This window comes from Akkermansia sp. 54_46 (genome assembly GCF_001917295.1).
GTDB lineage: Bacteria > Verrucomicrobiota > Verrucomicrobiia > Verrucomicrobiales > Akkermansiaceae > Akkermansia > Akkermansia muciniphila.
In genome coordinates this window covers 52,096-78,595 of record NZ_MNUD01000029.1, presented here as the reverse complement: position 1 = coordinate 78,595, position 26,500 = coordinate 52,096, and the positions used below count along the sequence as shown (strand labels likewise).

Genomic DNA, 26,500 nt, shown 5'->3' with positions numbered 1-26,500 from the left:
AAGCTCTGCCATTCAGGACATCCGGATGTCATTCCGTTCCGCCAGGCATCAGATATCCTTCTTCCCCTTTTATGGCAGCATCAATGAGGATAACCCCATTTCCGGCAGACCCCGCATAAAAACAGGAACCGGCTCTAATGCGGAGAACCAAAAACAACTCCTGCGTTATTTCCCATGCAGCAGCTCCTTCAACGCCGTTCCCAGCCGCGTGACCTGTCCGGATTCATGCGCAGCCGTTACCGTAATGCGCAACCGGGCCGTTCCGCGGGGGACCGTAGGATAACGGATGGCAGGAGCCAGAAAGCCCTGTTCCAGCAGGGCATCCGCCGCAGCCAGGGCAGCATCGTTCTCTCCCACCACAACAGGGAAGATGGAAGAAACAGGCCTTCCCGGCATCCCCAGTGCGGCGGACAAACTATTTGCCAGCACGGAAACACGGCGGCGCAATTCCTTTCCCTCCCCGCTGCGGATCACTTCCACCGCGGCCAGGGCGGCAGCGGCCAAAGCGGGAGGAGGAGCCGTGGAATAAATCAGGGACCGGGCGGAATTAACCATGACATCCGCCCAGGCGCGGGAACAGGCCACATATCCACCACTTACCCCGGCAGCCTTGCTCAAAGTCCCCATTTGAAAATCTATCCGGGAGGAAACGCCCAGTTCTTCCGCCAGTCCGGCCCCGTGTTCTCCCAGCACGCCGAATCCGTGAGCTTCATCCACCAGCAGCAACGCGCCGAATTCATCCTTCAGACGCACAATTTCCCGAAGGGGGGCACGGTCTCCATCCATGCTGAAAACGGATTCGGTCACTACCAGAATCCCGCCGGAAGGATTCGCGTTCCGCAAATGCTGCAGTTTTTTTCTTAATGACTCCATATCGTTATGCAGAAACGTAGACAAACGCGCCCCGGACAAACGCGCCCCGTCAATCAGGCTGGCATGGGACAACTTATCCATCAGCACCGTATCCTCCCGGTCCGCAATAGAAGCAATCACTCCCAGGGAGGTAGCATAACCGGAGGAAAAACTGACCGCCGCTTCAGTCCCCTTCAAAGCGGCCAGGGCCTCTTCCAGACAGGAATGTTCCCGCCGCGTCCCCGTCACCAGGCGGGATGCCATGGCTCCGGCCCCTTCATCCCGCACCGCACGGGAAAAAGCCTCCGCCAGGGACGGATGGTGGGCCAGCCCCAGATAATCGTTGCTTGCCAGATTGACCACTTTCCGGCCATCCGCCAGACGGGCCATTCCTCCGGGCAGGCATTCCACATCCCGCAGGACGCGCAGCAGCCCCGCAGACTTCAACTCTGACAAAAACTGTTCAGGATTCTTCATAAGCGTTCACTATTCAACAATATTCAACCGTCCACAGCCAGACTCAGCACCACATTATGGCCGCCCATGGAAGCGGCGGATTTGACCAGCATCCGCCCCCCGGCCAACGGCAGCTCCTCCGCAGAACAGGCGCCGCCTTCCGGGAAGGTGGCCCAGGGAGGATTGGGAGGCAATACCCCCTCCCTGGCAAAGACCAGCATCAGGGCCAGTTCCAAAATTCCGCTGCCTCCAATGGCATGCCCCGTCCACGGCTTCATCATCCTCAAATCCGGCAGTCCGTCTTTAAAAACCCTTTTCAAAGCAGCCCGTTCGGACACGCTATTCCCCGCCGTGCCGCTGGCATGGGGACAAACGGTCAGAGGAACCGCTCCATCCCGACTTTTCAAAGCAGCCTCCAGCAGGGCGGCTATGCTCTTTCCGTCCTCCGGCATGCCCAGCGGGCTATAGGCATCGGAATTCACCAGATAATCCTTCACATAAATACCTGGAGCAGAAGACAATTCCAGGGCTATGGCCGCCCCTCCCTCGGAAATGCACATGCCGTCGGCCAGAGGGCCGTAGGGATCATTCAAACCATTGCGGGAAAGCATGCCGGAGGCCCAGTACGTCCCCAGCAGCTCCCGGCACAAAGGCAAATCCAGACCGATAGCCAGCGCTCTCTTAACAACTCCCTGCCGCATCAGCATGGCGGCCATGCCTACGGCATCCAGGCCGGCGGCACAGCCGCTCGCCAGCACGTGATAAGGCCCGCAAATTCCCAATTCGATGCTGACGCAGGAAGCAAGTTCGCTATGCAGGGAATTGGGAACGGCCAAAATTTTCATGGGCCGCCGTCCCGGCCACGGGCTCAGCCATCCGGAAGCATTCCCGCGGGAACTGCCCACAATCAGGGCGGCATCCCTCAATTCCTTCCTTCCCCATCCGGCGTCCTCCACGGCCTGGCGCGCCAACAGCAGCGCCAGCTGGGAAGCAGGGCCGTTCCTGCGGCTGCATAACAATTCCCTGTCTGGAATCCATCCGCTCAATACATCGCCCCAGGGATTACCTTCGCCCCACAATTCGCTCAACGGCTTCAACACTCTGCGCCCTTCCCTTACCCCGGCAAGATGGACTGCCGCCCCCATGCCGAAGCCGGAAGCCAGGCCCAGGCCGCATACCCGCGGTTCCGGGCTTCCAAGACTCTTACCCCCCGCCATCATGACGGCGGCCAGACTACCGCCCTGCCCGGAAAAACTCAAGCTTCCGATGCGTCAGGAACAACCTGAAAAGACCACCGCTGCAACCTTGCAATGGAAGCTTCTTTTATGGCAATCTGGCTTCATGACTATTCAGCCCGCCGTTTTTTTCTCTCTTCTATTGGCATCCCTTTCTCTTCCCTCCTTCTCCCTTACCCCGCCCAGTGAAAAATTCCGGGCGGCAGACTGGGCGGTGCTTCATTCATCCCGGAGCGACCAGCGGCATGTTTCCTCCCGGGGCATCGTCCAGACCATGCTGGAAAAACTGCGTCCGGCATGCGAATTTTCCCCGGATATGGCTCCGAAGGATTTCCCCGCCTGGCGGGAAAAAGTCCGGAAAGCCATGCAACAACTGATGAAATTCCCCCCCCAGGCGGATATCCCCGCCCCCGTTCTGGTAAAAACCGTGCCAAGAGAACACTACCGGGTGGAAAAATGGGAAGCCTATCCCTTCCCGGGAGCCGCCGTACCGTTCCTGGTGCTCCTGCCGAACAACGCTTCAGACAAAAATCCGGTTCCCGTGCTATTCTGCATTCCCGGGTCAGACCAGACCAAGGAAGAGCTGGCGGGGGAAACATCACCGGATCTGGACCAGCCTTCCGTACAGCAGCCGGGCAACAACGCCATGGCTTTCCATTATGTCAGGCAGGGATGGGCGGCCATTGTGGTAGACAATGCCGGAACGGGTGAAGAAGGAGACGCGGAACGCGCCGCAGGCCGTTCTTCACACGATTATGAAAACCTGGCCCGCTTCCTGCTGGAAATGGACTGGAGCTGGCTGGGCTACACCTCCTACGCGGACCAATGTATTCTGGATTGGGTGAAAACACGCCCCTGGGCGCAAAAAAACCATATTATCCTCAGCGGCTTCTCCCTGGGAACGGAACCCATGATGGTTCTGGGCAGCCTGAACCCGGATATCTTTGCCTTCGTGTATAACGACTTTCTGTGCCGCACGCTGGAACGCGCCAAAACCATGACCATGCCCAACGGCAGGGGCGTGCGTTCCGCTCCCAACTCCATCCGCCACCTCATTCCGGGCTTCTGGAAACAATTCGACTTCCCGGACATCGTGGCGGCTCTCGCTCCGCGCCCTGTCATTTGCACGGAAGGCGGCCTGGACAGGGACTTCCAGCTCATCTCCGCAGCCTACCGTATGGCCGGGGCGCCGGATCATTTCCAGTACCATCACCAGCCCCGGTTTGCGGACCCTGCCCAACGCTGGCACGGCAGCCAATTGCCCGCAGGTCTGGACAGGGACGCCTTTTTCCGTTTCGCCAATGTGGACCCGCGCAACCATTTCTTCAAAAAAGACCTGGTCATTCCCTGGCTTAAAACCCTCCTGGATAAAAGCGATAATAAAAACTAGCCTAGCTCCAGACAAAAACCGCCCGGAACCGCCGGAACAGGACATTCCCTCATCCTTAGGGATGCGAATCTATCCGGCGGCACATCTTCCGGAATGCATGCCCCAGCTTTCCGCAAAAGCCCGTCACCGCCCGGGCGCCCCTTTCCACGTTCATGAGCTTAAATAAATAACGCCGCACGGAGTCCACCAAGGCGCATCCGGCATAAACCACGGCGGCTATTGCCAACACGTTCACAACCATCAGGGCTGAGGAAGAAGACGCTGCCCACTCAAAGACATCCCACAAAAACCATTTTCCTATCAAAGCATTACAATGCAGCACATAAACGCTGAACGACGCTGCCGCCAGCCATGAAATACAGGAGACAGCCCTTCGGGATGAAAAATGCATCCGGGAAAAAATCAGCAACAGGGCAACCGCCGTCCCTACAATAAAAGGAGAATTATAGCGAATAAACATTCCACCGCCCTTGATCTGCCCAATCAGGTATGGAGACACCACGTTAAGAACCATCTTGAAAACCCAGGCAAAACATACGAATCCGGCATAAAACATCCATAACGGACGCGTTTTCATTTCCGTCAGCAAGCCATGCTTTTTAACATACATCCCCAGCATGTAAAGGATGCCCAGCCACCAGATGCTATACCCTTCTTCCACCGGGAACACATCCGTGTGAAGCAGGGTGGGAATAACGGAAAACAGCACGAAAACGGTAACCAGAAGATACTGGAACTGTAATTTGGTCAGCCTGTTCCCCAGGGCGTTAAGAAACGGAATGAAGAAAAACAGCCCCACATACGCCGTTACATACCAATACTGGCCGGATAAAACGGGAAAAAGGGAATGCAGAATATTGCTCAACTGAACCTCCTGGGGGAAAAACAACAGAGCCAGCAGCAAACTGCCCCATGTATAAAAAACAACCTGAAACCATAAGGAAACCACACGTTCATACCTGAACGTTCCGTCGCAGCACACATATCCTGTAATTAACGCATAACAATTCACACCGCAATAAGCGGCAATCTCCAGCAGCCACCCGACATTATAGGAAGCGGACCCATGGTTCTCCAAAGACAAAACATCAATGGAGGCCAAAAGATGAAGAATTAAAACCATCATCATGGCGACAATGCGCAAGGCATCTATTCCATAATTCCGGGACGGAGAAATATATTCCGGACAACCACAGGAAAAACGCTTTCCTTTCTCTTCATCATCAGCCAGCGGCAAACTCATGGAGAAACATTTCTACGGATTTATTATCCGCGTTCTCCCCTGCTGATGATATATTTCCAAGAAAATCATTTTTTTAATAAAAAAGATAGCCTGCTATGATTTTGAAAACAGGAAATCTTGAAAAACAAGGTTTTTCCGGTCTTTTGGAAAGTGTGTAAACATGGATAGATTCCTCTTTCCGTGTTTGGAATTCCATGTTTTCAACGGGAACCGGATGTCCCTGGTGTATCAAATTTTTTCTTAAATTATTCTTCTTCAATATTAAGGCTTGAACGCGGATAATAAATCCGCTGTCCATTATTAAACAATCCTGCTGTCCAGATCGAACACCTGGCCGGAAGCCGCCGTAAGAACATCCTGTAAAAACAGGATAAACGCCGCAGCCTGTTCCGGCGTATTCAACCGGTTCAAAACATGCCGGGACAAAGCCGCCTCTTTCACGCTATCCCGCAGCACGGCCGTCATCTCCGTCAGCATGAACCCCGGCAACACCAGATTCACGCGAATCCCATCCTTTCCCCATTCCCGCGCCAGGCTTTTCACCAGGCCCGCCAGAGCAGCTTTGGAAGCGGCATAAGCCGCCTGGGACGGAGCCGGACGGAGCGCCGCATAAGAACCGATCATCACCACCTGACCCTCCCTCTTCTCCCGCACCATGGCGGCGGCGGCGCATCGGCCGCACCAGGCGGCTCCCGTCACATTCACATTCATTACCTCGTCCCACTCCTCCTCCGTCTGCTTCAGGAACGGCCTGTCCCTAGTAATTCCGGCGGCGCAAACCGCCAAATCATACGCGGCATGGCAATCAAACCAGCGGCGTACGGCGGAACGGTCTCCCACATCCAGTGCGGCATGGCTGGGGGCATCCGTCTCCCATCCCGCAGCGGAAAAACATTCCACGATGGCCCGCGCCAAACCGCCGTGACCGCCGCTGATGAACACTCTCCGCATCAAAAAAGTTCCCTCAACGTTAAAACCTCACTTGGGGTCCACCCACCGCCCATACTCCTTGATCAGATCCACCAGCCGTTCCACAGCCTCCTCCTGGGGAATATTGAACTTCACAGGCGTGTGCTTCACATACAGGTTGATCTTGTTCGGCGCGCCGCCCACATAACCGAAATCCGCATCCGCCATCTCGCCGGGGCCATTCACAATACATCCCATCACGGCAATCTTCACCCCTTTCAGATGTTCCGTGGCTTTCCGGATGCGGGCCGTCGCCTCCTGGATATTGTACAGGGTACGCCCGCAGGACGGGCAGGAAACGTAATCCGCCCGCGTCAGCCTCGTTCCCGTAGCCTGCAAAATATTGAATCCCAGGAAAGAAGCCAAACGGGGGTCCGACTCGCCCTGAATCAGCACGGCGTCTCCAATCCCGTCGCACAGCAGGGAGCCGATATTGCGGGCAGCCGTCAGCGGCACGTCTTCCCCGGAAACGGAACCGGGCACCAGCGTATCCTTCAGCAGGATCAGGTGCCTGTCCTCAATACGGGCAGCCAGAAGGCGGAACGCATATACAGGCTCCATAGCCAGCCCGTTCTTCACAGTGACAATAGACGGTTCCGCCAGCTCCTTCAACGGCTCCAGATCGGCATCGCACCGGGGATCCACCTCAATGGCATCCAGCTGCCCCAGGGATAATTCAGGCATCATGTCCCCCATCGCCTCCCGTTCCGTCTGCAGGGCGTAAAACCCGGCATCAGGAACCGCCACGCGCACAGGCTGTTCCCAGCCCAGGCGCACGCCATAACACATCGCCAGCCCACCCTGCCTTTTGGAAAACTTCAGGGGATCATAGCTCAACTCCGGTTCAGGGAAGGAAACCGGGTCATCGGAACGCTCCGACGGCTGGAAAGGATTGGACAGGCGGTAAGCCACGGGCACCTCCCTCACAGCGTCCTCCGTCAGGGAAACGCGCAGGGTATCACCAATGCCGTCCGTCAGCAGGGAGCCGATGCCCACGGCGCTCTTGATGCGGCCGTCCTCTCCGCCCCCGGCTTCCGTCACCCCCAGATGAATGGGATAATTCCAATCCGGCCCCAGGGCGTTCATGCGCTCCACCAGCAATCGGTAAGCGGCCACCATCACCTTGACGTTGGAAGCCTTCATGGAAAACACCAGGGAATGGTAATCCAGGTCGCGGGCAATCTGGGCAAACTCAATCGCGCTCTCCACCATCCCCTCCGGCGTATCGCCAAAGCGGTTCAGAATGCGGTCGGACAGGGAGCCATGGTTGGAACCGATGCGCATCGCGCGGCCATGCTCTCGGCAAAACAGAACCAGGGGCGTAAATTCTTCCCTCAGGCGGTCCAGCTCCTCGCGGTATTCGGCGTCGGAATACTCCCGCACTTCAAACTTCTTCTTATCAACGAAATTGCCCGGATTAATACGAATCTTCTCCACCCATTTGGCAGCCTCCATCGCGGCATCCGGCTTGAAGTGGATATCGGCCACCAGAGGCACATGGCAGCCGGCAGCGCACAATTCCCGGGCAATATTCTCCAAATTGGCGGCATACGCCTTGGTCTGGGCGGTCAGGCGGATAATCTCGCACCCTGCCTCCGCCAGCTCCAAAGCCTCCTTCACGCAGGCATCCGTATCCCGCGTATCGGACGTCAGCATGGACTGGATCCGGATGGGATTGGAACCGCCCACCCCCACATTCCCCACCATGACTTCACGGGTTACGCGGCGCGTATATCGATAAGGACTCGGACAATAGGAAGACTGCATGAAACCACTCTACCGCGCCAGATTCCCCTGTCAACCATCCTTCAAAACGGAAAGCCTTTTCCCGCCAATCCGGCCACCGGCAAAAAGGAAACGGCTACGCCCCGCGGATATTGTTCCACGCCAGCATCCCCCCGCACTCAGTCCCTGGCCTATTTCCCTGCCTTCCGGGGATTCCTTCACAGCACGGACTGCACGATAAACAACACGATTGACCCCATATAAACAGCCGCCAGCACCACGGCGGCGCAGCACTGAAACAGCCTGTATCCGCAGGCCAGAACAATCCTCCTGAGCGAGGATTCCGGATGCCGCCGCGCCCACCATGCATACAGCAGGAAGACGGCGGCCGCGCCGGAGGAAAACAGCAGGGAACCTTTCAATAAAGGCGGATAATAATCAAACACCACCCGGTTTTGCCCTTTCAGAAGGCGCACCGCCATCAATTCCCCCACCTTTTCCACAGGCGCCTCCATCCCGTTCCGCCGGACTCTCCATCCCCGGTCATACACGACCGGCACCATGAGAGCCTCCCCTTCCCCGGCATTCAGCGCCACCTCCACATGGCCACCGCTTCCTTTCGCCTCCATTCCGTACTTATCCTGCTCTTTCCCCAGAACCGGAACATCCTGCTCCGGCGTACGCGCCGCAGCCGCCAGAAGGGGCGTCTCCACGGTCCGCAGCATCCTCCCCTCCACCACGGTTTCCCCGGCAACGGCCGCACGCTTCAATTCCAAAACCCCGTTATAGGTGCGGCTCGTTCCTCCGGATGTCTTCTGCGCCTCCGCCATGACGGGCACCGCACATCCATTGACACGGAGTTCCGCCGTATCCGTCTGCGGGAACCCGTACACCGCGCCGGGATATTCCGGAATGTCCGCGCGGTAAAAGGGGCCGCTCATCTCCGTCCTCACTGTTACGGCCTCATAAAGGGGGCCTTCCGCCGATGGGCAGAGCGCGGCGTGCAGGGCATTAAGATTGCTGAACACATCAGCGTTCCCATCCAGACGCAACCCCAGCGCGCCCTGGGGAACTACCAGCCCCCAGCGGGCACCCGGAAGCCTGTATAAATACAGGCCTTCCCGGGAAAGCACGCACTCCATTCCCTCCATGGACCGGGACGCCAGCACAAAACCATGGCCCAGCAGCAAATCGGAAAACAGAGTGCCTCCCTGGCCGTACGTGCGCGTGAATTCATCCCGGTACCCCAGGTTTTTCAGAAAACGGAAATGCCCGATGCTCGTCGTATGCCGGAAATTGCCAATGCCCGGGACAGGCCCCAGGCAATCCGCGTTTTCCACCATCAGGCGATCCCTGTCCTTCACGCGCAGCAAGCCTGAATACCCCTTCATGCCGCGCGCCAGCCATTCCGCATTGAGCGCCTGGACGGAGGCTTTCTCCTCCTCCCCCTGCTTCCAGAACGCGGCAGCCCCTATGGGCAGCCCCAGCATCATCACGGAAGCGATGGACCACGCCAGCCTTTTGCCCTCCACATGCCTCCAGCACAGCCATGCGCATGCAAAAAACAGCAAAGGCAGAAGACGCACCGCAAGATCCGCAGCCGTCATCTTCAGGACAAACAGGGAAAAGAAAAAAGCCGCTATGGGAAGCCCCAGGCTCCATCCCCACCCCCATGGCCGTCCTGCCGGCCCCGGAAGCCTGCCGCCGGACAAAATCCAGGCGCAGAACGACATTACCGCCAGATTGGGAATAAAACCGAACCGGACGGGAAAATCCACGTAGCTCCATAAATGGGCGGCGCGGTGGATGGGCTCGACAAACGCGGGCAAAACGGACGCCGTCAGAAGAAGGATAAACAAACGCCTCCCTCTGTCCGGCGCCGGGGACGCCTGCTTCCCGCAAGCCAAATAAACCGCCGCCAGAGCGGCAAATGACATCCCCGGCAGGCAGGCGTAAAGGCGTTCCAGGAATTTGGGAGGGTCAAACGGCCATGACAACTCAAAAAACGTGGGCGGCGTCATAAACAGGGAGCGCATGGAATCCCGGCTCATTTCCGCCATCGGCAGCCAGTAATAACAAGTGGCCAGCGTCACCGCCGCCGTGTACCAGAACACGCGGGCCAGGCGCACGCGGCGTTCCCGCGTCCCCTTCAGGGGCAGCGTAAAGGCCCACGCGAACAGCCAGCCGGTGACGACGGCCATGAACGCGCTGTACAGGGAGGTAGCCAGCAGGAAGAGGCCGGCGGCATACAGCCAGCCCCTTCCCCCGTTCACCAGCCGGTAAAGGCCCAGGGCAAACAGGGGGAACATGGCGGCATGGTCCAGGAACTGCATGAACCCGTACTTGGTCTGGAAAAAGCCCCCCACGGCATAACCCGCCGTCAGCAGCACGGTCCAGCATACGGGCAGGGAGGGAAACACGCGTCTCAGGAACCAGGAAGCCGTCACGCAGATGCAAGCCACATCCGCCAGCATCACCCAGACCATGTCCTTCAACAGGAAGGAATCCCCCATCGCCACGGCAATCCAGGTGGAGGGGATCAGCAGCTGATGCGGCAGCGTAGGGCTCACCCGGATTCCCGCGCCGCCATTGACATCATAAAAAAAAGCTCCGTCAAACGCTCCGGACATCAGGGCGGAGGCATAATACTTCAAGGTAGGATAAACCAGCTGCCCGTTATCCATATACTCCAGGAAGCGGCCTCCGAAAGGCCAGATCCCCCGTACCGCCAGAAAAAGGAACACCACCGCCAGGGAAAATGCAATGGACGCCAGGGACGTCAATACCGGACGGGAAGAAGCGGATTCCATGGCTCAATCAGCGGACAAACGGTTCAGCGGCCCGGATCAGCCGGAGGGCGCGGGCGCATTCCGCCACGTCATGGACACGGTGAATCTGCGCGCCGTGCAAATGCCCCCACACCGTCATCACGGCGGTGCTCAGCGGCGCGCGGCCCTGCTCCGCATCCCCCAGGACGGCGCCCAGCATGCGCTTGCGGGAAAGGCCCAGCAGCACCGGGCGTCCTGCCACCTGAAGCTTGTCCATGTTGGACAGCAGGGCCAGATTGTGTTCCGCCGTTTTGCCAAAGCCGATGCCGGGATCCCAGCATATCTGCTCCGGTTCCAGTCCCCGCCCCAGCAGAAAATCATAACGTTCCTCAAAATAACCGCGCACTTCCCGCACCACATCCCCATAAGAAGGAGCGTCCTGCATGGTTTCAGGCCGTCCCTGCATATGCATCGCCACCACGCCGCAGCGCGCCGCAGCACACAATTCCGCCATCCCCTCCTCCCGCAATCCGGAAATATCATTAATGACGTCCGCACCCGCTTCCAGCACAGCCGCCGCTACGGCGGCATGGCGCGTGTCCACGGAAATCACGGCATCCGTGCATGAACGGAGTTCCCGCACCACGGGCAGCACCCTGTCCAACTCCTCCTCCGCGGCAACCTCCGCGGCCCCCGGCCTGGTGGACTCCCCCCCTATGTCCAGAATAAGGGCTCCCTGCCGTTCAAGCTCTTTTGCATGGGAGACAGCGCGTTCCGTCGCATAAAAACGCCCTCCGTCGGAAAAGGAATCCGGAGTAACGTTCACAATTCCCATCAGCACGCCTCCGCGCGCCACATCCAATACGTCTCTCCTTACAAGCCAGTTCATCTAATTACGTTCTTGTCAAAGCCACTATACATCACTTTAATAAGTCAGAAACTCTTTTTTCACCATGAAAACAACGCCCCTGCTTCTCTTCATCCCCCTGCTCATGACGTCCGGAGCCCTGGCCGCCGGCCAGGACGATTTCAATGTTCAGACCGCTTCTTCCCGCATGGTCAAACATGAAGACGGTTCCCGCAGCTACTTTGAAAAAACAGGGGACGGCAAAGGGATGAAAAAAACCACTTACAACATCCGCAATGTCCTCGTTTCCGTAACCCTGTACAAAAGAGGGCCTTTTGGAGAGCTGCGCTCCTGCCTGATCTTTGACGGGCAGAAGAACGAACTCTTTTTCGTGCGTTACGGCTACGACGGCAACGCCAACCTGAGAGAAGAGCAAATGTTCGATTCCCGCACCAAGGAACTCGTGCGCCGCTTCCTTTACACTTATGACGCCATGGGCAACCGCAGCAAGCCCGTATGCATCACGCTGGTCAAGAGCACCAAGGACATTGAAACGCACGCCGTGCCCACCGCCCCGGAAAAAGACCCCTTTGCGGACGACTTTAAAAAGAAAAACAAGTAAGCTCCGGTCCTTAGGGGCTATTCCGATCCTCCCTTAAAAAACGGCCCCAGGGACATTCCCGGAACCGGGCCGCGGAAACATCGCCGCCGCCCGGCACCAATCCGGCGCAGCGTGTTCTGTTCAAAGAAGAGGCAGGAACAGTTTTCTAAAAGTCTTCCTATTCTCCATCGCGGGCTTCCAGCCTGTTCCGCCAGCGGCGGGCCACCCAGGGCCGCACCAGCCCGTAAAGCAGATAAATGGAAAAAATGACTGCGGGCATCACCCACGGGAATTTGAAAATGCAGATGACCGCCAGCACGATGAACACAATCGCGTACATCGTCCCCCGCGTGCGCATGTTGATATGCTTGAAGCTGGGATAGACCACCCGGCTCATCATCAGAATGGAGACTCCCGCCATTGCCAGCGCAATCACGTACTTGAAAACGCCCAGGTCCATGGCTCCGTCCGGCGCCCTGCCGGCCAGATACATCACCAGATACATGGTGGAGACCACGGCTCCCGCCGCCATCGGAACGGGCAGCCCCACAAAATCGCTGCTCTGGCCTTCCTTCCGGGGAGCGGCCGCCATGCAGTTAAACCGCGCCAGGCGCAACGCGGCGCACAGCAGGTACAAGATGCCGATGCCCCAGCCCACCTCCGGCGGGGACAGCTGGAACAGAACGGCCTTGGCCACCAGCAGCGCCGGAGCGATGCCGAAGGAGACAATATCCGCCAGTGAATCGAATTCCCGCCCGAAAGGGCCGTCCTGCCCACGCATGCGGGCAATGCGGCCGTCAAACAAGTCAAACAAACACGCCGCGAAGATTAAAAAAGTGGCATTCTGATAATAGGAAAAAGCAGCCACAGCGTCGCTGTCCGCCTGGTTGATTCCCTCAAAAATCGTCAGAATGGCGAAAAAACCGCACACCAGGTTCCCTGCCGTAAACAAATTAGGCAAAATGGGAATCTCAGGTTCGTCCGGGAAAATCTTCTTGTCCATGATTGGTGTCCGATAGGGCCCAGGTAAGGGGTTTATCCGTTAATAATATTGCGGGCGGCGGCAGCCAGGGCCTGAGGATCGGCATCCTGCGGAGCGGAACCGCGGGCCTGGTCCGCACGACCGCCTCCCTTGCCTCCGGCAAGAGCGGCAACCTCGCGGATCATATCTCCGGCGGACAATCCGTCCGCAATGGCATCTTTGCCACAATAAGCGCCCAGGAGCAAGGAAGAACTGTCCACGCACAACAGGAAGGCGGCGCCCGCATACTGGCGCTTTTTCAACCCGTTCAGCAGCTCCTGAAGCAATTCCCCGGCGCCCTCCGCCACCTGGATCAGGGAAGAGGGGGCATCGGAAAGCCACTCATTCAGCAGGGCGTCTGCCTTGGCGGCGGACTGCCCGGCGCGGGCTTTTTTAAGCTTCTTCTCCGCATCCAGAGCCGTCTGTTTGAAATGCTCCACGGAGGCGTCGAAACGCGCCAGGGAATCATTTACCGTCCGGATATCGGAAGCCCCCAGGGCCGTCAGCCCCGGCTTGCCTTCAATCGTGGGGACAGGCACCTGTTCCAGCCCCATGTCCGCCAACTCGTAATTGACTTCCTTGATCTTCTCCACCGCCTTGGCGATTTCCAGGCTCTTGGCAACAACATGCTGCCGTATCATTTCCAGAGCAGCGTCCCCAGTCATCGCCTCAATGCGGCGCACGCCGGAAGCGATGGCACCCTCGCTCTTAATCTTGAACAGGCCGATATTCTTCGTATTGGCAATATGAGTTCCGCCGCAGAATTCCATGGAAACCCCGTCCAGCCCATCCCTGCATCCGCCCACCTGGACCACGCGCACCACATCCCCGTACTTGTCGCCGAAGAACTGGGCAATCGCGGCATTGCCCTTCACGTCCGCATAGGCGCGTTCCGTGCAGTGCACGGGAAGAGACTCCTCAATCCAGCCGTTCACTTTCTCTTCAATCAGGCGGAGCTGATCCGGAGAAACGGCGCTGCTGTTAAAGTCAAAGCGCAGCCGGTCTTCCGAAACAAAGGACCCCTGCTGGGCCGCATCCGGGCTGACCACCTGATGCAGGGCGCAGTGAAGAAGATGCGTGGCGGTGTGATGCGCCTCAATGCGGCGGCGGCGTTCCGCGTCAATGCTCAAATGCACGCGGTCGCCGGGCCTCACCTCCAGCCCGGGACGGGCCTCCACCACATGGGCTCGGGCATTCCCTATCTGCTGGACGGCCATCACATGGTAGCTTTCCCCGCCGATTTCAATCAAACCGGCATCGGATACCTGCCCGCCCATTTCCGCGTAAAACGGAGTCTTGTCCGTGATGATGAACAGGGAATCCCCCTGGCGGCTCACTTCCAGCACCGTAGCGGCGCATTCGTCCACATCGTATCCCGTAAATTCCGTCACGGCGTCCGTCTTCAAATCCAGGGCGCGCACCACCTCGCTCTTGCGGGCGGCCCGGGCGCGTTCCCGCTGTTCCTCCATCAGCCTGTTGAACCGCTCCATATCAATATCCAGGCCGCGTTCCTCCGCCAGCAGGGCGGTCAGGTCAATGGGGAACCCGTACGTATCATACAGCTTGAAGGCGAACTCGCCGCTCACCTTTCCGGCGGAAGCCGTTTCCGCGTCAAACAATTCCAGGCCGCGGTCCAGCGTCTCATTAAAACTGGCCTCTTCACGGTTTAAAACCTCCTTCACGGTAGCGGCGCGGGCGGCCAGTTCCGGGAACACCTGTCCGAAGGACTCCACCAGCGTATCCACCAGTTCCGCCAAAAACGGCTGGGTAAAGCCCAGGCGGCGCCCATAGCGCACGGCACGGCGCAGAATGCGGCGCAGCACGTAATTACGGCCATTGTTGCCCGGCAGAATGCCGTCCGCAATGGAAAAACTGAGCGTGCGCAGATGATCGGCAATCACGCGGAAGGCAATCGCCTCCTGAAGGGTCCCGTCCTCCGCATCCACCCTTTTGGAACCGGGCGCCGGATACACGTCCGCGTACTTCCGTCCGCTCAAAACTTCCAGGCGGTCAAACAGGGGGCGGAATACATCCGTGGCGTAATTGGACGGTTTGCGGGAAAAATCCTTGAATCCGTTCGTGCACTGCATGATGGAGCACGCGCGCTCAAACCCCATCCCGGTATCCACATGACATGCCGGAAGATTGCGCATGGAGCCGTCGCTCTCCGCATTGTATTGGATAAACACCAGGTTCCATATCTCTATGCACTGGTCGGAATCCTTGTTTACCAGGCTTCCCTTCGTATTCCCCTCCGGGGTCAGGTCCACGTGCAGCTCGGAACAGGGGCCGCAGGGGCCGGTTTCCCCCATCATCCAGAAATTATCCTTCACATTCCCGTGCACGATATGCACGTCCGGGTCCAGCCCTCGGGAACGGAACAGCTCAGCCCAGAAATCCCAGGCTTCCCGGTCAAACTCTCCGGGGTCGCCCTTGCTCTTGTCCGGCGCGTACACGGTGGCGTACAGGCGTTCCGCCGGAAATCCCCACCGCTCCACGACCAGCTCCCAGGCCCAGCGGATAGCTTCCTTCTTGAAATAATCCCCGAAGGACCAGTTCCCCAGCATTTCAAAAAACGTGTGGTGGTAGGAGTCATACCCCACATCCTCCAGGTCATTGTGCTTGCCGCCTGCGCGGATGCACTTCTGGGTATCCGTAGCGCGGGCGGGCGTCCACGGGGGAGTCCATACGCCCAGGAAATACGGGACAAACTGATTCATGCCGGCATTTGTAAACAACAAACCGGGGCTCTGGGGCATCAAAGAAGCGGAAGGCACGACCGTGTGCTGTTTTTCGCGGAAAAAGTCCAGAAAGCTTTGGCGTATCTCGGTGGCGGTCATCATAACAGATAATGGGAAAAGTAAAAGACGCCGGATTATGCCTGTTCTCCCTCCGTTAGTAAATCGCTAATTCCTTCTCCGTCATGCGGGCTCCATTTTTACTTGCAATAAATTATACACACGTATAAATAAAACTATGAAAAAGCTGGTTATCCTCCTGGTTCTCCTTGCGGCGGCAGGAACGGCCGCCTGGCTCATCTACCGGAAAACTCCGTCCGGGCCCGAGGACAAAGCCGTTCTTTACGGCAATGTGGACCTGCGCCAGGTGGATCTGGCTTTCCTCATCTCCGAACGTATTGACTCCGTGCTGGTGGACGAAGGGGACACGGTTGTTCCCGGCCAGAAGCTCGCCACGCTGGAAACGGTGCGGCTCCGGCAGGCCGCGGACGAAGCCCGGCAGATAGCGGAAGCCGCCCGCCAAAACTACCTGCGCGTTAAAAACGGCCCGCGCGCGGAAGAAATAGCCCAGGCGAGGGCAAACGTTCAGGCCGCGGAAGCTACGCTGAACAACGCCGGAATGCGCAGCAAAAGGCTGGAGGCGCTGGCTGAAACAAAATCCATCTCCCGCCAGGAGGCGGACGACGCCGTCGCCTCCCGGCAAGTGGCCGCCGCCAATCTGGATGTAGCCAGAAAACAGCTGGAACTGCTGCTGGCCGGTTCCCGTGAGGAAGACGTAGCCCAGGCGCTGGCCCAGTACAACCAGGCCAAAGCCAGCCTGACCATCAGGGAGCAGAACCTGAAAGACGCCGTGCTCTATGCCCCCGGCAACGGCGTGGTGCGCAACCGCATTCTGGAAAAGGGGGACATGGCCTCCCCGCAGAAACCCGTTTACAACATCTCCCTGAACCATACCAAATGGGTGCGGGCCTACCTCACGGAATCCCAGCTCGGCAAAGTAAAGCCCGGCTTTTCCGCCACCGTGCGCAATGACAGCTTCCCGGACACCGGCTTCAAAGGGACGGTGGGGTTTATCTCCTCCGTAGCGGAATTCACCCCTAAAAACGTGGAAACGCCAGATCTCAGAACGGCACTGGTCTATGAAGTGCGCATCATTGTGGACGATCCGGACAACCGGCTGCGCCTGGGAGCCCCCGCCACCGTCACCATCCCCCTGGACCAGAACGCCGGAACACAGACCCCGGAACAGCCCAGGCCATGACCACGGAATCCCAGCCCCTGATTGACTGCCGGAACGTCCGGAAAATATTTCCGGACTCCGCCGGAGTCCCCTTTGCGGCGGTGGACGACGTCTCCTTCCGCCTGTCCGCGGGGGAAATCGTAGGGCTGCTGGGGCCGGACGGAGCGGGAAAAACCACTCTGATCCGCCTCATCACGGGATTGATGAAACCGCATGGCGGGTCTATCTCCGTCCTGAATCTGGACTCCGTGAAAAAAAGCCGGTCCATCCAGGCCTCCATAGGCTACATGCCGCAGAAATTCGGGCTTTATGAAGACCTTACCGTCCGGGAAAATATGGAGCTTTACGCCCGCATGCACGGCGTTTACGGCCAGGACAGGGAAAAGCGCTTCCGCAGCCTGCTCGCCATGACCAGCCTGGAACGCTTCACCACGCGGCTTGCGGGAAAGCTCTCCGGCGGCATGAAGCAGAAGCTGGGCCTGTGCTGTTCCCTGGTCTCCTCCCCGCCCCTCATCCTGCTGGATGAACCCACCGTGGGCGTGGACCCGCTCTCCCGGCGGGAACTGTGGAGCATCCTGAAACAATTCTCCGGAGAGGAAGGCGTGGGGGTGCTGGTCAGCACCTCCTACATGGACGAATCGGCCTACTGCAACAGAACCCTCATCATGTATGAAGGGCGCCTGCTTATGGACGCCCCTCCCGCCGACGTCATCGCCCGGGCGGAAGGCATGTGCGTGACGGTGCGCACGCCGGAGGGGCTGCATGCGCGCCAATTCCAGAGCAGGCTGGCCGCCGTGCCCGGCATCATCAACGCCACCCCGCAGGGGAACACCGTCCGCATCATCGTTCCCCACGGCCACCCCGCACGGAAAAAGCTGGAGGAATACCACCCCGCCCCCGCGCAGCCGGACTTCTCTGACGGCTTCATGACCCTGCTTGCCGACCAAGTGGACCTCGCCCCGCAGGACATCCCCGCCCCTGCCGGAACGCCGGAACCGGAGCGGACGGAAAACGGCGGCACCGTCATCCGGGTAACGGACCTCGTCAGGAAATTCGGCAGTTTCATTGCCGTCAACCACGTCAGCTTCTCCGTCCGCAAAGGGCAGGTCTTCGGCCTTCTGGGCCCCAACGGAGCGGGGAAAAGCACCACTTTCCGCATGCTCTGCGGGCTGCTGCCCGCCAGCGGCGGCACGCTCAATGTGGCCGGGGCGGATCTGCGGACCGCCGCCGCCAGAGCGCGCAGGAAAGTTGGATACGTGGCCCAGAAATTTTCCATGTACGGCATGCTGACCACGCGTCAAAACCTGGAATTCTTCGCCGGAGCCTACGGCATGTCCGGAAAGGAGCGGCAGGAAGCCATCCGCTCCATGGAAGAAGAATTCCACCTGACTCCGTACATGAACGCCCCCGCCGCGCACCTGCCCGGCGGCTATAAGCAGCGCCTCAGCATGGCGTGCGCCCTGCTCCACTCCCCGGACATCCTTTTTCTGGACGAACCCACTTCCGGAGCGGACCCCCTGGCCCGGCGCGACTTCTGGCTGCGCATCAACGCCCTGGCGGAAAAAGGCGTCACCATCATCATCACGACGCACTTCCTGGGAGAAGCGGAATTTTGCGATAACATGCTCATCATGATGGATGGAACCACGCTGGCGGAAGGTTCCCCGGACGATATCCGCAAACACGCTCCCCCGCGTGAAGACGGAGCCCCCGCTTCTCTGGAAGACGCCTTCCTGGCCATCACGGAAGAACACATGAAAAAAGGAGGAGAAACATGACCGCCTCCCTCAAAAGAATAGGAGCCCTCATCGTCAAGGAACTCCACCAGGTGGTCCGGGACCCCGGCAATGTGGGCATTGCGGTCATCCTTCCGGCCGTGCTCCTGCTCCTCTTTGGCTACGGCATGAGCATGGACATCAAAAACGTGCGCATCGCGTACCTGGCCGTCCCCGCCTCCAGCCAGTCCACGGACCTGGAAACAAGGCTTACCCTTTCCAGATATTTCCAGACCACGCGCGTCTTCTCTACCCGGGAGGCTGAAGAAAAACTGCGCACCCATGAAGCGGACGCCTTCATCGCCCTGCAAAGCAACGCGCCGGACACGCTCCACAATGGAACCACGAAAGTCCAGATTGTCGTCAACGGAGTCAACGCCAACCAGGCCACCCTCATCCGCAACTACCTTCAGGCCGTCGTCGGCTCCTGGGCGTCTTCCCTGGGCGGGCGGACAGCCCCCGTGCTGGACGTGCAGACGCGCACCCGCTTCAATGAAGCCAACGACAGCCACTACTACCTGGTTCCCGGCGTCATCGTCACCATCATGACCATGATCGGGGCGCTCCTCACCTCCCTGGTCATGGCGCGGGAATATGAACGCGGCACGCTGGAAAGCCTCTTCGTCACGCCCGTGGGCAGCGGAGAAATCCTGACGGCCAAGGCAGCCACCAACTTCCTGCTGGGCATGGTCAGCCTGGCCATCTCCATGATTTTCGCCGCCTTCGTCTTCGGCATCCCCATCCGCGGCTCCCTCACGCTGCTGCTGGCGGTCTCCGCCTTGTTCCTGATTGTGGCTCTTGGGCTGGGGCTGGTCATCTCCACCGCCGCCAAAAACCAGTTCCTGGCCTGCCAGTTCGCCATCATGGGCACCTTCATGCCGGCGCTCATGCTCTCCGGCTTCCTGTATGACATCCTCAACATGCCCCCCGCCGTCCGGGCCATCACCTGCATCATCCCGGCCCGCTATTACGTCACCCTGCTCCAGACCCTCTTCCTGGCCGGGGATATCCCTTCCGTCATCATCCCCTGCTGCATCACGCTGGGCGTCTTTGCCGTGGCGCTCATGGGCATCGCCCGGCTGAAAGCCCCCAAATCCCTCGAATAACGCCATGGACTTTCTCGTCAGAATAGCCTCCCTCGTCAGAAAAGAACTGCTGGCCGTGCTCAGGGACAAAAAAAGCCGGCTGGCCCTCATCATCCCGCCCATCATCCAGATAGCCATCTTCGGTTATGCCGCCACCATGAACGTCACCCGCGTGCCGTACGCCGTGCTGGACAAGGACGGCGGAGAAGCGGCCTCTCAGTACATCGCGGACCTGGAAGGCACGGGCATCTTCCAGAGGCAGGCCACGGCGGCCACGGAAAAGGATATTGACCGCATGATCGACAACCGGGAAATCGTCGTGGGGCTCACCATCCCCCCGGACTTCTCCCGCAACATTCAGACGGGGAGGCCCGCCTCCCTCCAGCTCATTGCGGACGGGCGCAACACGAACACGGCGGCCATCGCCCTCAGCTACGGCCAGCAAATCGCCTCCGCCTACGGGGCGGCTCTGCTCTCCCAAAACGGCGTATCCTCCCCGGTGGAAATAGAATCCCGCGCATGGTTCAACCCCAACCTCATCACCCGCTGGTTCATCGTTCCCGGCCTCATTGCCGTGCTCGTGCTCATCAACTCCATCCTCTCCGGAGCTCTCTCCATCGCCCGCGAACGGGAGGAAGGCACCTTCGACCAGCTTCTCGTCGCCCCGTACACCCCCGGAGAAATCCTGCTCGGTAAAGGGACAGCCTCCGTCATCACCGGAATCATACAGGCCGTCTTCGTAGTGCTGGTAGCCATGTTCTGGTTCCGCATCCCCTTCCAAGGCTCCATCTGGCTGCTCTCCGCCGCCCTTCTGCTCTTCATCGTCACGGCGGCGGCCATCGGGCTGTGCATCTCCTCCTTTGCTCAATCCCTCCAGCAGGCCATTGTGGGAACCTTCCTGCTGCTGGTGCCCATGGTCATGCTCTCCGGCTTCGCCACGCCCATCTCCAGCATGCCGGAAATCTTTCAGAGCCTCACGCTGCTCAACCCCATGAGATACGGGCTGGAACTCATCCAGCGCATCTTTCTGGAAGGAGCCGGCTTCCTGGATCTCTGGCCCCTTTTCGCGGCCATCATGGCCGTTACCGTGGTGGCCGTCCTGGCTGCCGTCTTTTCTTTCCATCACAAAATTTCCTGACACCCCTTCCTTCTCTCCGGAATACCCGGAAACCTCCCTGCCCTGAATTTCCCCGTTTCATATTTTCATCATGCCAATCCCGTCACCGGCATAAAAATACTTGCATCCGGCCCGTTTTTTCTATTCTATTTCTCTCGTTCCTCGGGAACATGGGCTCGTCGTTCAATGGATAGGACATCGGTTTCCGGTACCGACGATGTAGGTTCGATTCCTACCGGGCCTACCACTTTTTTTTTTTGAAAGAAAGTGGTTACTCCCGGCAATAACAGGCCTTTTTCCTTTCTTGCAGCGTTGCAGAACAATAGCCGGGGCTAATCCGGTTACGGCATCCTCCGGGGAAGAATAGGCCCATGCATATGCACTCTCCCGGCTTCTCTCTCCCGTTCCGCCCGGACATCTTCCGGAAATACGCCGCCCTTCCGGGAAATAATAAAAAAACTCCCTTCCGTTAACCGCGGAAGGGAGCTGAATGGAAACAGGAATCCAAGTTTGCCGTTACTTGCGGCGGCGGCGCATCGCCAGGCCAGCCAGGCCCAGCAGGCTCAGGGAAGCCGCTGCGGGTTCCGGAACCACATAGGAAACGCTGTATCCGTTTCCATCCTTGGTAATCATATAAGAACCAACTTCGGCATTAGTCAAATCGTCCACAGCGGTGAGGGAATCAATGCCTGCAATGCCGCTGAGCATTTCCAAGGAAGTGTCCGTGCCGTCAAAAGACATATTGCTTCCCAGGGTAACCAGGTTCCTGGTCAGGATTTGATGACCGCTGGCAGTTACTCCGCTGGCGGTGCCTCCGTCAAGAGTCAGCGTAGCGGTCAGACTTGCTATCTTGGCATTGTATGAACTACCGTTGGAGGAAGTAAGGTTCATGATGCCCGTGGCTCCCAAATTGACGTAAAATCCTTCCCCACCCTGGCTCTTGGTATAAGCCAGGTTAAACGTGCCGTAGTTGTTCAACGTCGTGCGCTCACCATCGTTGCCGCCGTCATAACTGTTGAAGGTCAGCGTAGATGATTGATCAATATCAATAGAACAGCCGCCCTGGAATTTTTTTACGTTCCCTACAGTCAAATCCGCACCGTTTTGCAGGGCAAGCTTCAATGTCCAGCCTTCCAGCTGGGAAATGCTGCCGCTCGCGCCGGAAACGGAAATAAGAGACCATGCGTTGGAATTGGGCGTGCCGGGACCGGTTCCTGCCGACGGCCAGGAATCTGAACCGGTGATGGACCAGCTGGATTCTGTCTGCCAAAGCTCCTGGGTAATGCTCTCACCGCCGTTCCATACAAAATCGGCATGAGCCATTCCCGCCAGAGCAATGAGCGTAATGAGTGTCTTCTTCATTATCAGAGGAATATATAACAATAGTAATGACGGAATCATCTAACGGAAAGATGACCAGCATACTTGCCTCACAGAGGCTTGGGCTTCAATAACGGATTTTCAATCCGTTTCATGTGCCGGAGTGGATGGAGGGTTGCATGTGGCAGATGTCTTGCGGCATGGGGAAATTAATCTTTATTTTTAAAGTAACTTTTTTATATTAAAAATATTACATTTTGTTAAAATGTGATATTGGTGTCAAAATTGTTTCCAAAAAAACAACAGGAAATGCCCGCCACGGCAGGGAGTTTTTTTGGAGGAAAAATCATCCTGAAAACAGGGTTGAAATGATACTTAAATTATTTTTCCACAATATTTAGTATTGATTCCGGGTTGAAAATCCGCATGTTGCCGCCGCAGAGGGAAACCGCCGTCAAATAAAGAACATTCCAGAAATTATTCATCGCCGGAGAAAAACATCTGTCTTGCCTCCCGCCGCTTCCGCCATCAAGGGCATCACGCAATCCCCTGCCTGCAACTATCCCTCAACGGAAGGCCTGGCACTTATTCCTCCACAGAACACGGCTTTGCCACGCTTTTTCAAAACGCGCCAGATTCCCCAATACCCCAGCAGTTCACCTCTGACGGCGGCAGCCGCCGGAAAAGAGGCATCACCAGGAATTGCCGCATCTGGCGGGCCGTATCCGGACAAAACGGAAAATTCCCCGCCATAAGGATCATTTCTTTCCCTGTACTCCGGCCATTTTCCGGAACCTGTCCGCAAGCAGGAATCCGGTGGCCGCCCAAAGAAAGGAAATGGCGGCTCCGGCCAGCATGGCCCACGGAGAATGGGCCCCCAACACGTTAAAGTAGCTTTTCAGCCATGCGCTGACGGCGTCGCCGCCACGGTAAAGGACTGTATCAATAAAGCTCTTGGCTTTATATTTTTCTTCCGGGGACAATACGGAATTCAGCATTTCACGGCCGGGACGCACCATTCCGTATTCCCCGATGCGGCGTACCGCCATCACCACGGCCACGACGGCAAATACCGGAGCGAAAGCCATCCATACAAAACCCAGGGAAATAAGAACAGGAACAGCCGCCAGCAACGCCGCCAATCCGAATTTCCGAACAATGCGTCCCGCGAGAAATACCTGAAGCAGCATGGTACACCCCTGAACAACAACGTCCAGCACTCCGAATACCTGCGTCTGGCGCACCGGATCAGGAAAGGAAGACGCTACAACGCTCATCAGCTCAAAATACAGGAACGTATTGGTCCCGGCCAGCAGGATGATGAACAGCCCGATGCCCATCAGGAAGGGAGACCGGAATACGGCAGACGCCCCGGCAAACGGATTCCCTCCCAGAGGGCGTTCCCGGCAATCGGCCGGAAGACGAACTCCCGTTTCCGCATCTTCCGGGGAATTCCCGTCACACCAGCGGTGCAGGTACATTCCCGCCAGCATCGCCAGCGCCAGAAGAACAGCGGCGGCAAGGAACAACCACAGAAGGCCGGCCACTCCGGCAAGGGCGGCCGTCACCGCCGGCCCCGTCATGGCCCCAAGACTGCTTCCGCTGGCAATCAGGGCAAACAGGCGTTTCATCTGCCCCGGCTTCATGACGTCCGACAACACGCTCCACGCCACGGAAACGGTAAGCAGGTTAAATACGGACAGCCACACATAAAACGAACGGGCCGTCCAGATATTTCCCGGGCATGCCAGCACGAGCGCCGCGAAAACCGCCAGGTTAAGAATGAAAAAACCGTACGTCCACGGAAGAATGGCCTTTCTCCGCACCTTTGAGGAAACCCATCCAAATAAAAACTGGACTCCTATGGAAGCGGCGAAAGTAGCCGTAAAAAGCCACTGCAAACTCTGAACGCCTCCGGCAATGCCCATCGTTTCCCGGACCGGCCTCAACATGGAATAGGCCAGGAACAACAGGAAAAACAGGAGGATTCCCCCCACTGCGGCAGGCAATTCGCGGGTTTCCGCATGCAGCACCTTTTCCAGGCTCCGGCACAGGCGTTCCTTCATTCCGCTGGACATGTCCGGAATTTACCATGCCCGGAAGATTTTTTCACTTAAATCGTCCCGTTCCCCAAAAATCCGCCTTTCTTTCACCTCCCTGCCGGAGTTTCTCCTTCCAACTGGACTTGCAGGATAAGCCGGATTATGCTGGGGCATCCCATTCCCTCATGTTTCCCGCCTCATCAGGAATCATGAAGCGCTCCCATGAACCAGAGAAAAATCATCCATGTGGATATGGATGCCTTTTACGCATCCATAGAACAGCGGGACCATCCCGAATACCGCGGCAAGCCCATCGCCGTAGGCAGGCCGGAAATGCGCGGCGTGGTGGCGGCGGCCAGTTATGAGGCGCGCCGTTTCGGAGTGCGTTCCGCCATGCCTTCCATGAAAGCTCTCAAGCTTTGCCCCCATCTGATTTTCACCCGCAACCGCATGGATGTGTACAAGGCCGTCTCCGCGCAGATACACGCCATTTTCCACCGTTACACAGATCTGGTGGAACCCCTTTCCCTGGATGAAGCCTTTCTGGACGTCACGGAAAACAAGCCGGGCATTCCGCTGGCCGTCGACATTGCGAGGAGGATTAAGAAGGAAATCCGCCGGGAACTTCACCTGACGGCCTCCGCCGGCGTTTCCTACAATAAATTCCTGGCAAAAATCGCTTCCGATTACCGCAAGCCGGATGGGCTGTTCACAATCCATCCATCCCGGGCGGAAAAATTCATCGCGGCACTTCCCATTGAAGCTTTCTGGGGAGTCGGGCACGCCACCGCCGAACGCATGCGCGCCCTTTCCATCACCAACGGGGCGCAGCTCCGGGCACGGGACAAAGACTTCCTGGTAAGGCATTTCGGCAAGACAGGAGCCATCTTCTACAACTTCGCCCGCGGTGTGGACGACCGCCCTGTGGAACCTTCCCGCATGCGCAAATCCGTGGGTTGTGAAGAAACCTACCGGGAAAACGTCACCAGGGCGGAAGCGCTGGAACAACGCCTCCCCCTGCTGGCGGAAGAACTCGCGGGGCGGCTGGCCCGTTCCGGCTTCCGGGGAAACACCCTTACCCTGAAGGTTAAGTTCCCGGACTTTGTCCAGAAGACCCGCTGCGCGACCGTTCCGGAAATCCTGACGGAGAAAGAAGGCATCCTCCCCCTGGCCCGCACCCTGATGGAAGAACTGGATTCCGGGGACCGTACATTCCGCCTTCTGGGGCTGTCCGTCTCCCATCCCCAGGAAGAACAGCGGCAGGGCATTTGGGAACAGCTCTGGCTGGAGCTGGAGTATTAACTCTTCCACAGACTGCCATATTTTCAGGACTCTCCCCTTAAAAACGGCAATATCCACAAGATATTGTTTCAGGAATGAGCAAAACCCGCTCCAACCAGGTCATAAGCCATATGAATCAGGAAGAACGGAGACACTGGGCGTCATGGATAGGCATGATTGCGGAAGGCGTGGCTGGAGTCATGGCCGTGGATGGAGGGATTCCCGCCTCCCGGGACGTACCCGATCCCGGCCCTGCCCGTACGCGCCGCCCCCTCACGGAAACGGAAAAACGCATTATCGAACACCAGGGAACGGAACCGCCCTTTTCCGGGGAATTCGTCAGCTTATTTGAAACGGGCATCTATTCCTGCCGCAAATGCGGTGCTCCTCTGTTCCGGTCGGAAGACAAATTCGATGCCGGATGCGGCTGGCCCTGTTTTGATGATTCCCTGCCGGACGCCGTCACAAGCGTCCATGCGGGCTGCGGGCGGCGCACGGAAATCACATGCGCCCGCTGCGGAGGCCATCTGGGACACATTTTCAATGGAGAACGCCTGACTCCGAAGAATATGCGCTACTGCGTCAATTCCCTTTCCCTGGAATTCCGGGCAGCCCCTCTTCCGATAGCGGCGGATGCCCCCCGTTAAAGGGGCGCGGCAAGAAAAAATATCCGGCCGCCCTCCCACGCGCTGCCGGGCGCGGCCGCCGCAGCGGAATTTACCCAAAAATCCGTTCACGGCCCCGGAGTCTCAGCAGGCAACAGGAAATATCCTTGACCCGCAAAACCCTTGCCGA

At 58.2% G+C, this 26,500-nt stretch carries 19 protein-coding genes and 1 tRNA gene; 9 read left to right on the top strand and 11 right to left on the bottom strand.

All coding sequences use genetic code 11. From position 1 onward, the window contains the following. Nucleotides 1–165: 165 nt before the first annotated feature. Both BHW66_RS05515 and BHW66_RS05510 read right to left on the bottom strand, forming a co-directional pair. Complete coding sequence (locus tag BHW66_RS05515; protein ID WP_046436966.1) at nt 166–1,329, bottom strand: 8-amino-7-oxononanoate synthase; 1,164 nt, start codon at nt 1,327–1,329, stop codon at nt 166–168. 23 nt (nt 1,330–1,352) lie between these two features. Then, nucleotides 1,353–2,567, bottom strand: coding sequence for a beta-ketoacyl synthase N-terminal-like domain-containing protein (locus BHW66_RS05510; RefSeq protein ID WP_046436964.1), 1,215 nt, complete (start codon nt 2,565–2,567; stop codon nt 1,353–1,355). An 82-nt stretch (nt 2,568–2,649) separates the two neighbouring features. Between BHW66_RS05510 and BHW66_RS05505 the strand changes: the two genes are divergently transcribed. Then, a complete protein-coding gene (locus tag BHW66_RS05505; RefSeq protein ID WP_046437201.1) occupies nt 2,650–3,933 on the top strand; it encodes an alpha/beta hydrolase family protein in 1,284 nt (427 codons plus the stop codon). A 55-nt stretch (nt 3,934–3,988) separates the two neighbouring features. Here BHW66_RS05505 and BHW66_RS05500 read toward each other — a convergent pair whose 3' ends face one another. From BHW66_RS05500 to folP, 5 genes are all read right to left on the bottom strand, one after another. Continuing rightward, nucleotides 3,989–5,176 carry an acyltransferase gene (locus BHW66_RS05500; RefSeq protein WP_046436962.1) on the bottom strand — a complete coding sequence of 396 codons (1,188 nt, stop codon included), beginning with the start codon at nt 5,174–5,176 and terminating at the stop codon, nt 3,989–3,991. 300 nt (nt 5,177–5,476) lie between these two features. Then, nucleotides 5,477–6,127 carry an SDR family oxidoreductase gene (locus tag BHW66_RS05495; protein WP_022198291.1) on the bottom strand — a complete coding sequence of 217 codons (651 nt, stop codon included), beginning with the start codon at nt 6,125–6,127 and terminating at the stop codon, nt 5,477–5,479. 27 nt (nt 6,128–6,154) lie between these two features. Next, entirely contained in the window at nt 6,155–7,912 is a 1,758-nt protein-coding gene (gene ispG, locus BHW66_RS05490; RefSeq protein ID WP_046436957.1) for a (E)-4-hydroxy-3-methylbut-2-enyl-diphosphate synthase, read from the bottom strand. A gap of 176 nt (nt 7,913–8,088) precedes the next feature. Further along, nucleotides 8,089–10,680 carry a YfhO family protein gene (locus BHW66_RS05485; protein WP_046436955.1) on the bottom strand — a complete coding sequence of 864 codons (2,592 nt, stop codon included), beginning with the start codon at nt 10,678–10,680 and terminating at the stop codon, nt 8,089–8,091. A 7-nt stretch (nt 10,681–10,687) separates the two neighbouring features. Then, nucleotides 10,688–11,527 (bottom strand): dihydropteroate synthase, encoded by an 840-nt coding sequence (gene folP / locus BHW66_RS05480; protein WP_046436953.1) that lies wholly within the window; start codon nt 11,525–11,527, stop codon nt 10,688–10,690. A gap of 64 nt (nt 11,528–11,591) precedes the next feature. On the opposite strand from folP, the gene BHW66_RS05475 reads away from it, so the two are divergent. Continuing rightward, a complete protein-coding gene (locus BHW66_RS05475) occupies nt 11,592–12,107 on the top strand; it encodes a hypothetical protein (RefSeq protein WP_012420424.1) in 516 nt (171 codons plus the stop codon). Between the two features lie 157 nt (nt 12,108–12,264). Here the strand turns inward: BHW66_RS05475 and pssA are convergent, their stop codons facing one another. Then, nucleotides 12,265–13,089, bottom strand: a complete 825-nt coding sequence (gene pssA, locus BHW66_RS05470; protein ID WP_022198296.1) for a CDP-diacylglycerol--serine O-phosphatidyltransferase — start codon at nt 13,087–13,089, stop codon at nt 12,265–12,267. A 32-nt stretch (nt 13,090–13,121) separates the two neighbouring features. Then, nucleotides 13,122–15,950 carry an alanine--tRNA ligase gene (alaS, locus tag BHW66_RS05465; RefSeq protein ID WP_046436951.1) on the bottom strand — a complete coding sequence of 943 codons (2,829 nt, stop codon included), beginning with the start codon at nt 15,948–15,950 and terminating at the stop codon, nt 13,122–13,124. A gap of 133 nt (nt 15,951–16,083) precedes the next feature. Between alaS and BHW66_RS05460 the strand changes: the two genes are divergently transcribed. The 5 genes from BHW66_RS05460 (at nt 16,084) to BHW66_RS05440 (ending at nt 21,309) form a co-directional block, all read left to right on the top strand. Next, nucleotides 16,084–17,106, top strand: coding sequence for an efflux RND transporter periplasmic adaptor subunit (locus tag BHW66_RS05460; RefSeq protein WP_022198298.1), 1,023 nt, complete (start codon nt 16,084–16,086; stop codon nt 17,104–17,106). Continuing rightward, nucleotides 17,103–18,863 carry an ATP-binding cassette domain-containing protein gene (locus tag BHW66_RS05455; protein WP_094139863.1) on the top strand — a complete coding sequence of 587 codons (1,761 nt, stop codon included), beginning with the start codon at nt 17,103–17,105 and terminating at the stop codon, nt 18,861–18,863. Before BHW66_RS05460 ends, BHW66_RS05455 begins: the two co-directional genes overlap by 4 nt. Next, nucleotides 18,860–19,966, top strand: a complete 1,107-nt coding sequence (locus BHW66_RS05450) for an ABC transporter permease (protein WP_102758950.1) — start codon at nt 18,860–18,862, stop codon at nt 19,964–19,966. Before BHW66_RS05455 ends, BHW66_RS05450 begins: the two co-directional genes overlap by 4 nt. A gap of 4 nt (nt 19,967–19,970) precedes the next feature. Continuing rightward, nucleotides 19,971–21,083 (top strand): ABC transporter permease, encoded by a 1,113-nt coding sequence (locus tag BHW66_RS05445; protein ID WP_102735278.1) that lies wholly within the window; start codon nt 19,971–19,973, stop codon nt 21,081–21,083. 151 nt (nt 21,084–21,234) lie between these two features. Beyond that, a tRNA-Arg gene (locus tag BHW66_RS05440) sits at nt 21,235–21,309 on the top strand. A 269-nt stretch (nt 21,310–21,578) separates the two neighbouring features. On the opposite strand, the gene BHW66_RS05435 is transcribed toward BHW66_RS05440, so the two are convergent. Beyond that, nucleotides 21,579–22,424 (bottom strand): PEP-CTERM sorting domain-containing protein, encoded by an 846-nt coding sequence (locus BHW66_RS05435; protein ID WP_102758948.1) that lies wholly within the window; start codon nt 22,422–22,424, stop codon nt 21,579–21,581. Nucleotides 22,425–23,140: 716 nt separating this feature from the next. After that, nucleotides 23,141–24,460, bottom strand: coding sequence for an MFS transporter (locus BHW66_RS05430; protein WP_102758946.1), 1,320 nt, complete (start codon nt 24,458–24,460; stop codon nt 23,141–23,143). Between the two features lie 186 nt (nt 24,461–24,646). Between BHW66_RS05430 and dinB the strand changes: the two genes are divergently transcribed. Further along, nucleotides 24,647–25,726 carry a DNA polymerase IV gene (gene dinB / locus BHW66_RS05425; RefSeq protein WP_012420369.1) on the top strand — a complete coding sequence of 360 codons (1,080 nt, stop codon included), beginning with the start codon at nt 24,647–24,649 and terminating at the stop codon, nt 25,724–25,726. A 74-nt stretch (nt 25,727–25,800) separates the two neighbouring features. Continuing rightward, on the top strand, nt 25,801–26,352 hold the full coding sequence (locus BHW66_RS05420) for a peptide-methionine (R)-S-oxide reductase (protein WP_257227950.1): 552 nt from the start codon (nt 25,801–25,803) through the stop codon (nt 26,350–26,352). Nucleotides 26,353–26,500 lie beyond the last annotated feature (148 nt).

Coding starts and splice junctions, on each gene's coding strand:
- BHW66_RS05515 (WP_046436966.1), bottom strand. CDS start 1,329: ATGAAGAATCCTGAACAGTTTTTGTCAGAGTTGAAGTCTGCGGGGCTG.
- BHW66_RS05505 (WP_046437201.1), top strand. CDS start 2,650: ATGACTATTCAGCCCGCCGTTTTTTTCTCTCTTCTATTGGCATCCCTT.
- BHW66_RS05500 (WP_046436962.1), bottom strand. CDS start 5,176: ATGAGTTTGCCGCTGGCTGATGATGAAGAGAAAGGAAAGCGTTTTTCC.
- BHW66_RS05495 (WP_022198291.1), bottom strand. CDS start 6,127: ATGCGGAGAGTGTTCATCAGCGGCGGTCACGGCGGTTTGGCGCGGGCC.
- ispG (WP_046436957.1), bottom strand. CDS start 7,912: ATGCAGTCTTCCTATTGTCCGAGTCCTTATCGATATACGCGCCGCGTA.
- BHW66_RS05485 (WP_046436955.1), bottom strand. CDS start 10,680: ATGGAATCCGCTTCTTCCCGTCCGGTATTGACGTCCCTGGCGTCCATT.
- folP (WP_046436953.1), bottom strand. CDS start 11,527: ATGAACTGGCTTGTAAGGAGAGACGTATTGGATGTGGCGCGCGGAGGC.
- BHW66_RS05475 (WP_012420424.1), top strand. CDS start 11,592: ATGAAAACAACGCCCCTGCTTCTCTTCATCCCCCTGCTCATGACGTCC.
- pssA (WP_022198296.1), bottom strand. CDS start 13,089: ATGGACAAGAAGATTTTCCCGGACGAACCTGAGATTCCCATTTTGCCT.
- alaS (WP_046436951.1), bottom strand. CDS start 15,950: ATGATGACCGCCACCGAGATACGCCAAAGCTTTCTGGACTTTTTCCGC.
- BHW66_RS05460 (WP_022198298.1), top strand. CDS start 16,084: ATGAAAAAGCTGGTTATCCTCCTGGTTCTCCTTGCGGCGGCAGGAACG.
- BHW66_RS05455 (WP_094139863.1), top strand. CDS start 17,103: ATGACCACGGAATCCCAGCCCCTGATTGACTGCCGGAACGTCCGGAAA.
- BHW66_RS05450 (WP_102758950.1), top strand. CDS start 18,860: ATGACCGCCTCCCTCAAAAGAATAGGAGCCCTCATCGTCAAGGAACTC.
- BHW66_RS05445 (WP_102735278.1), top strand. CDS start 19,971: ATGGACTTTCTCGTCAGAATAGCCTCCCTCGTCAGAAAAGAACTGCTG.
- BHW66_RS05435 (WP_102758948.1), bottom strand. CDS start 22,424: ATGAAGAAGACACTCATTACGCTCATTGCTCTGGCGGGAATGGCTCAT.
- BHW66_RS05430 (WP_102758946.1), bottom strand. CDS start 24,460: ATGTCCAGCGGAATGAAGGAACGCCTGTGCCGGAGCCTGGAAAAGGTG.
- dinB (WP_012420369.1), top strand. CDS start 24,647: ATGAACCAGAGAAAAATCATCCATGTGGATATGGATGCCTTTTACGCA.
- BHW66_RS05420 (WP_257227950.1), top strand. CDS start 25,801: ATGAGCAAAACCCGCTCCAACCAGGTCATAAGCCATATGAATCAGGAA.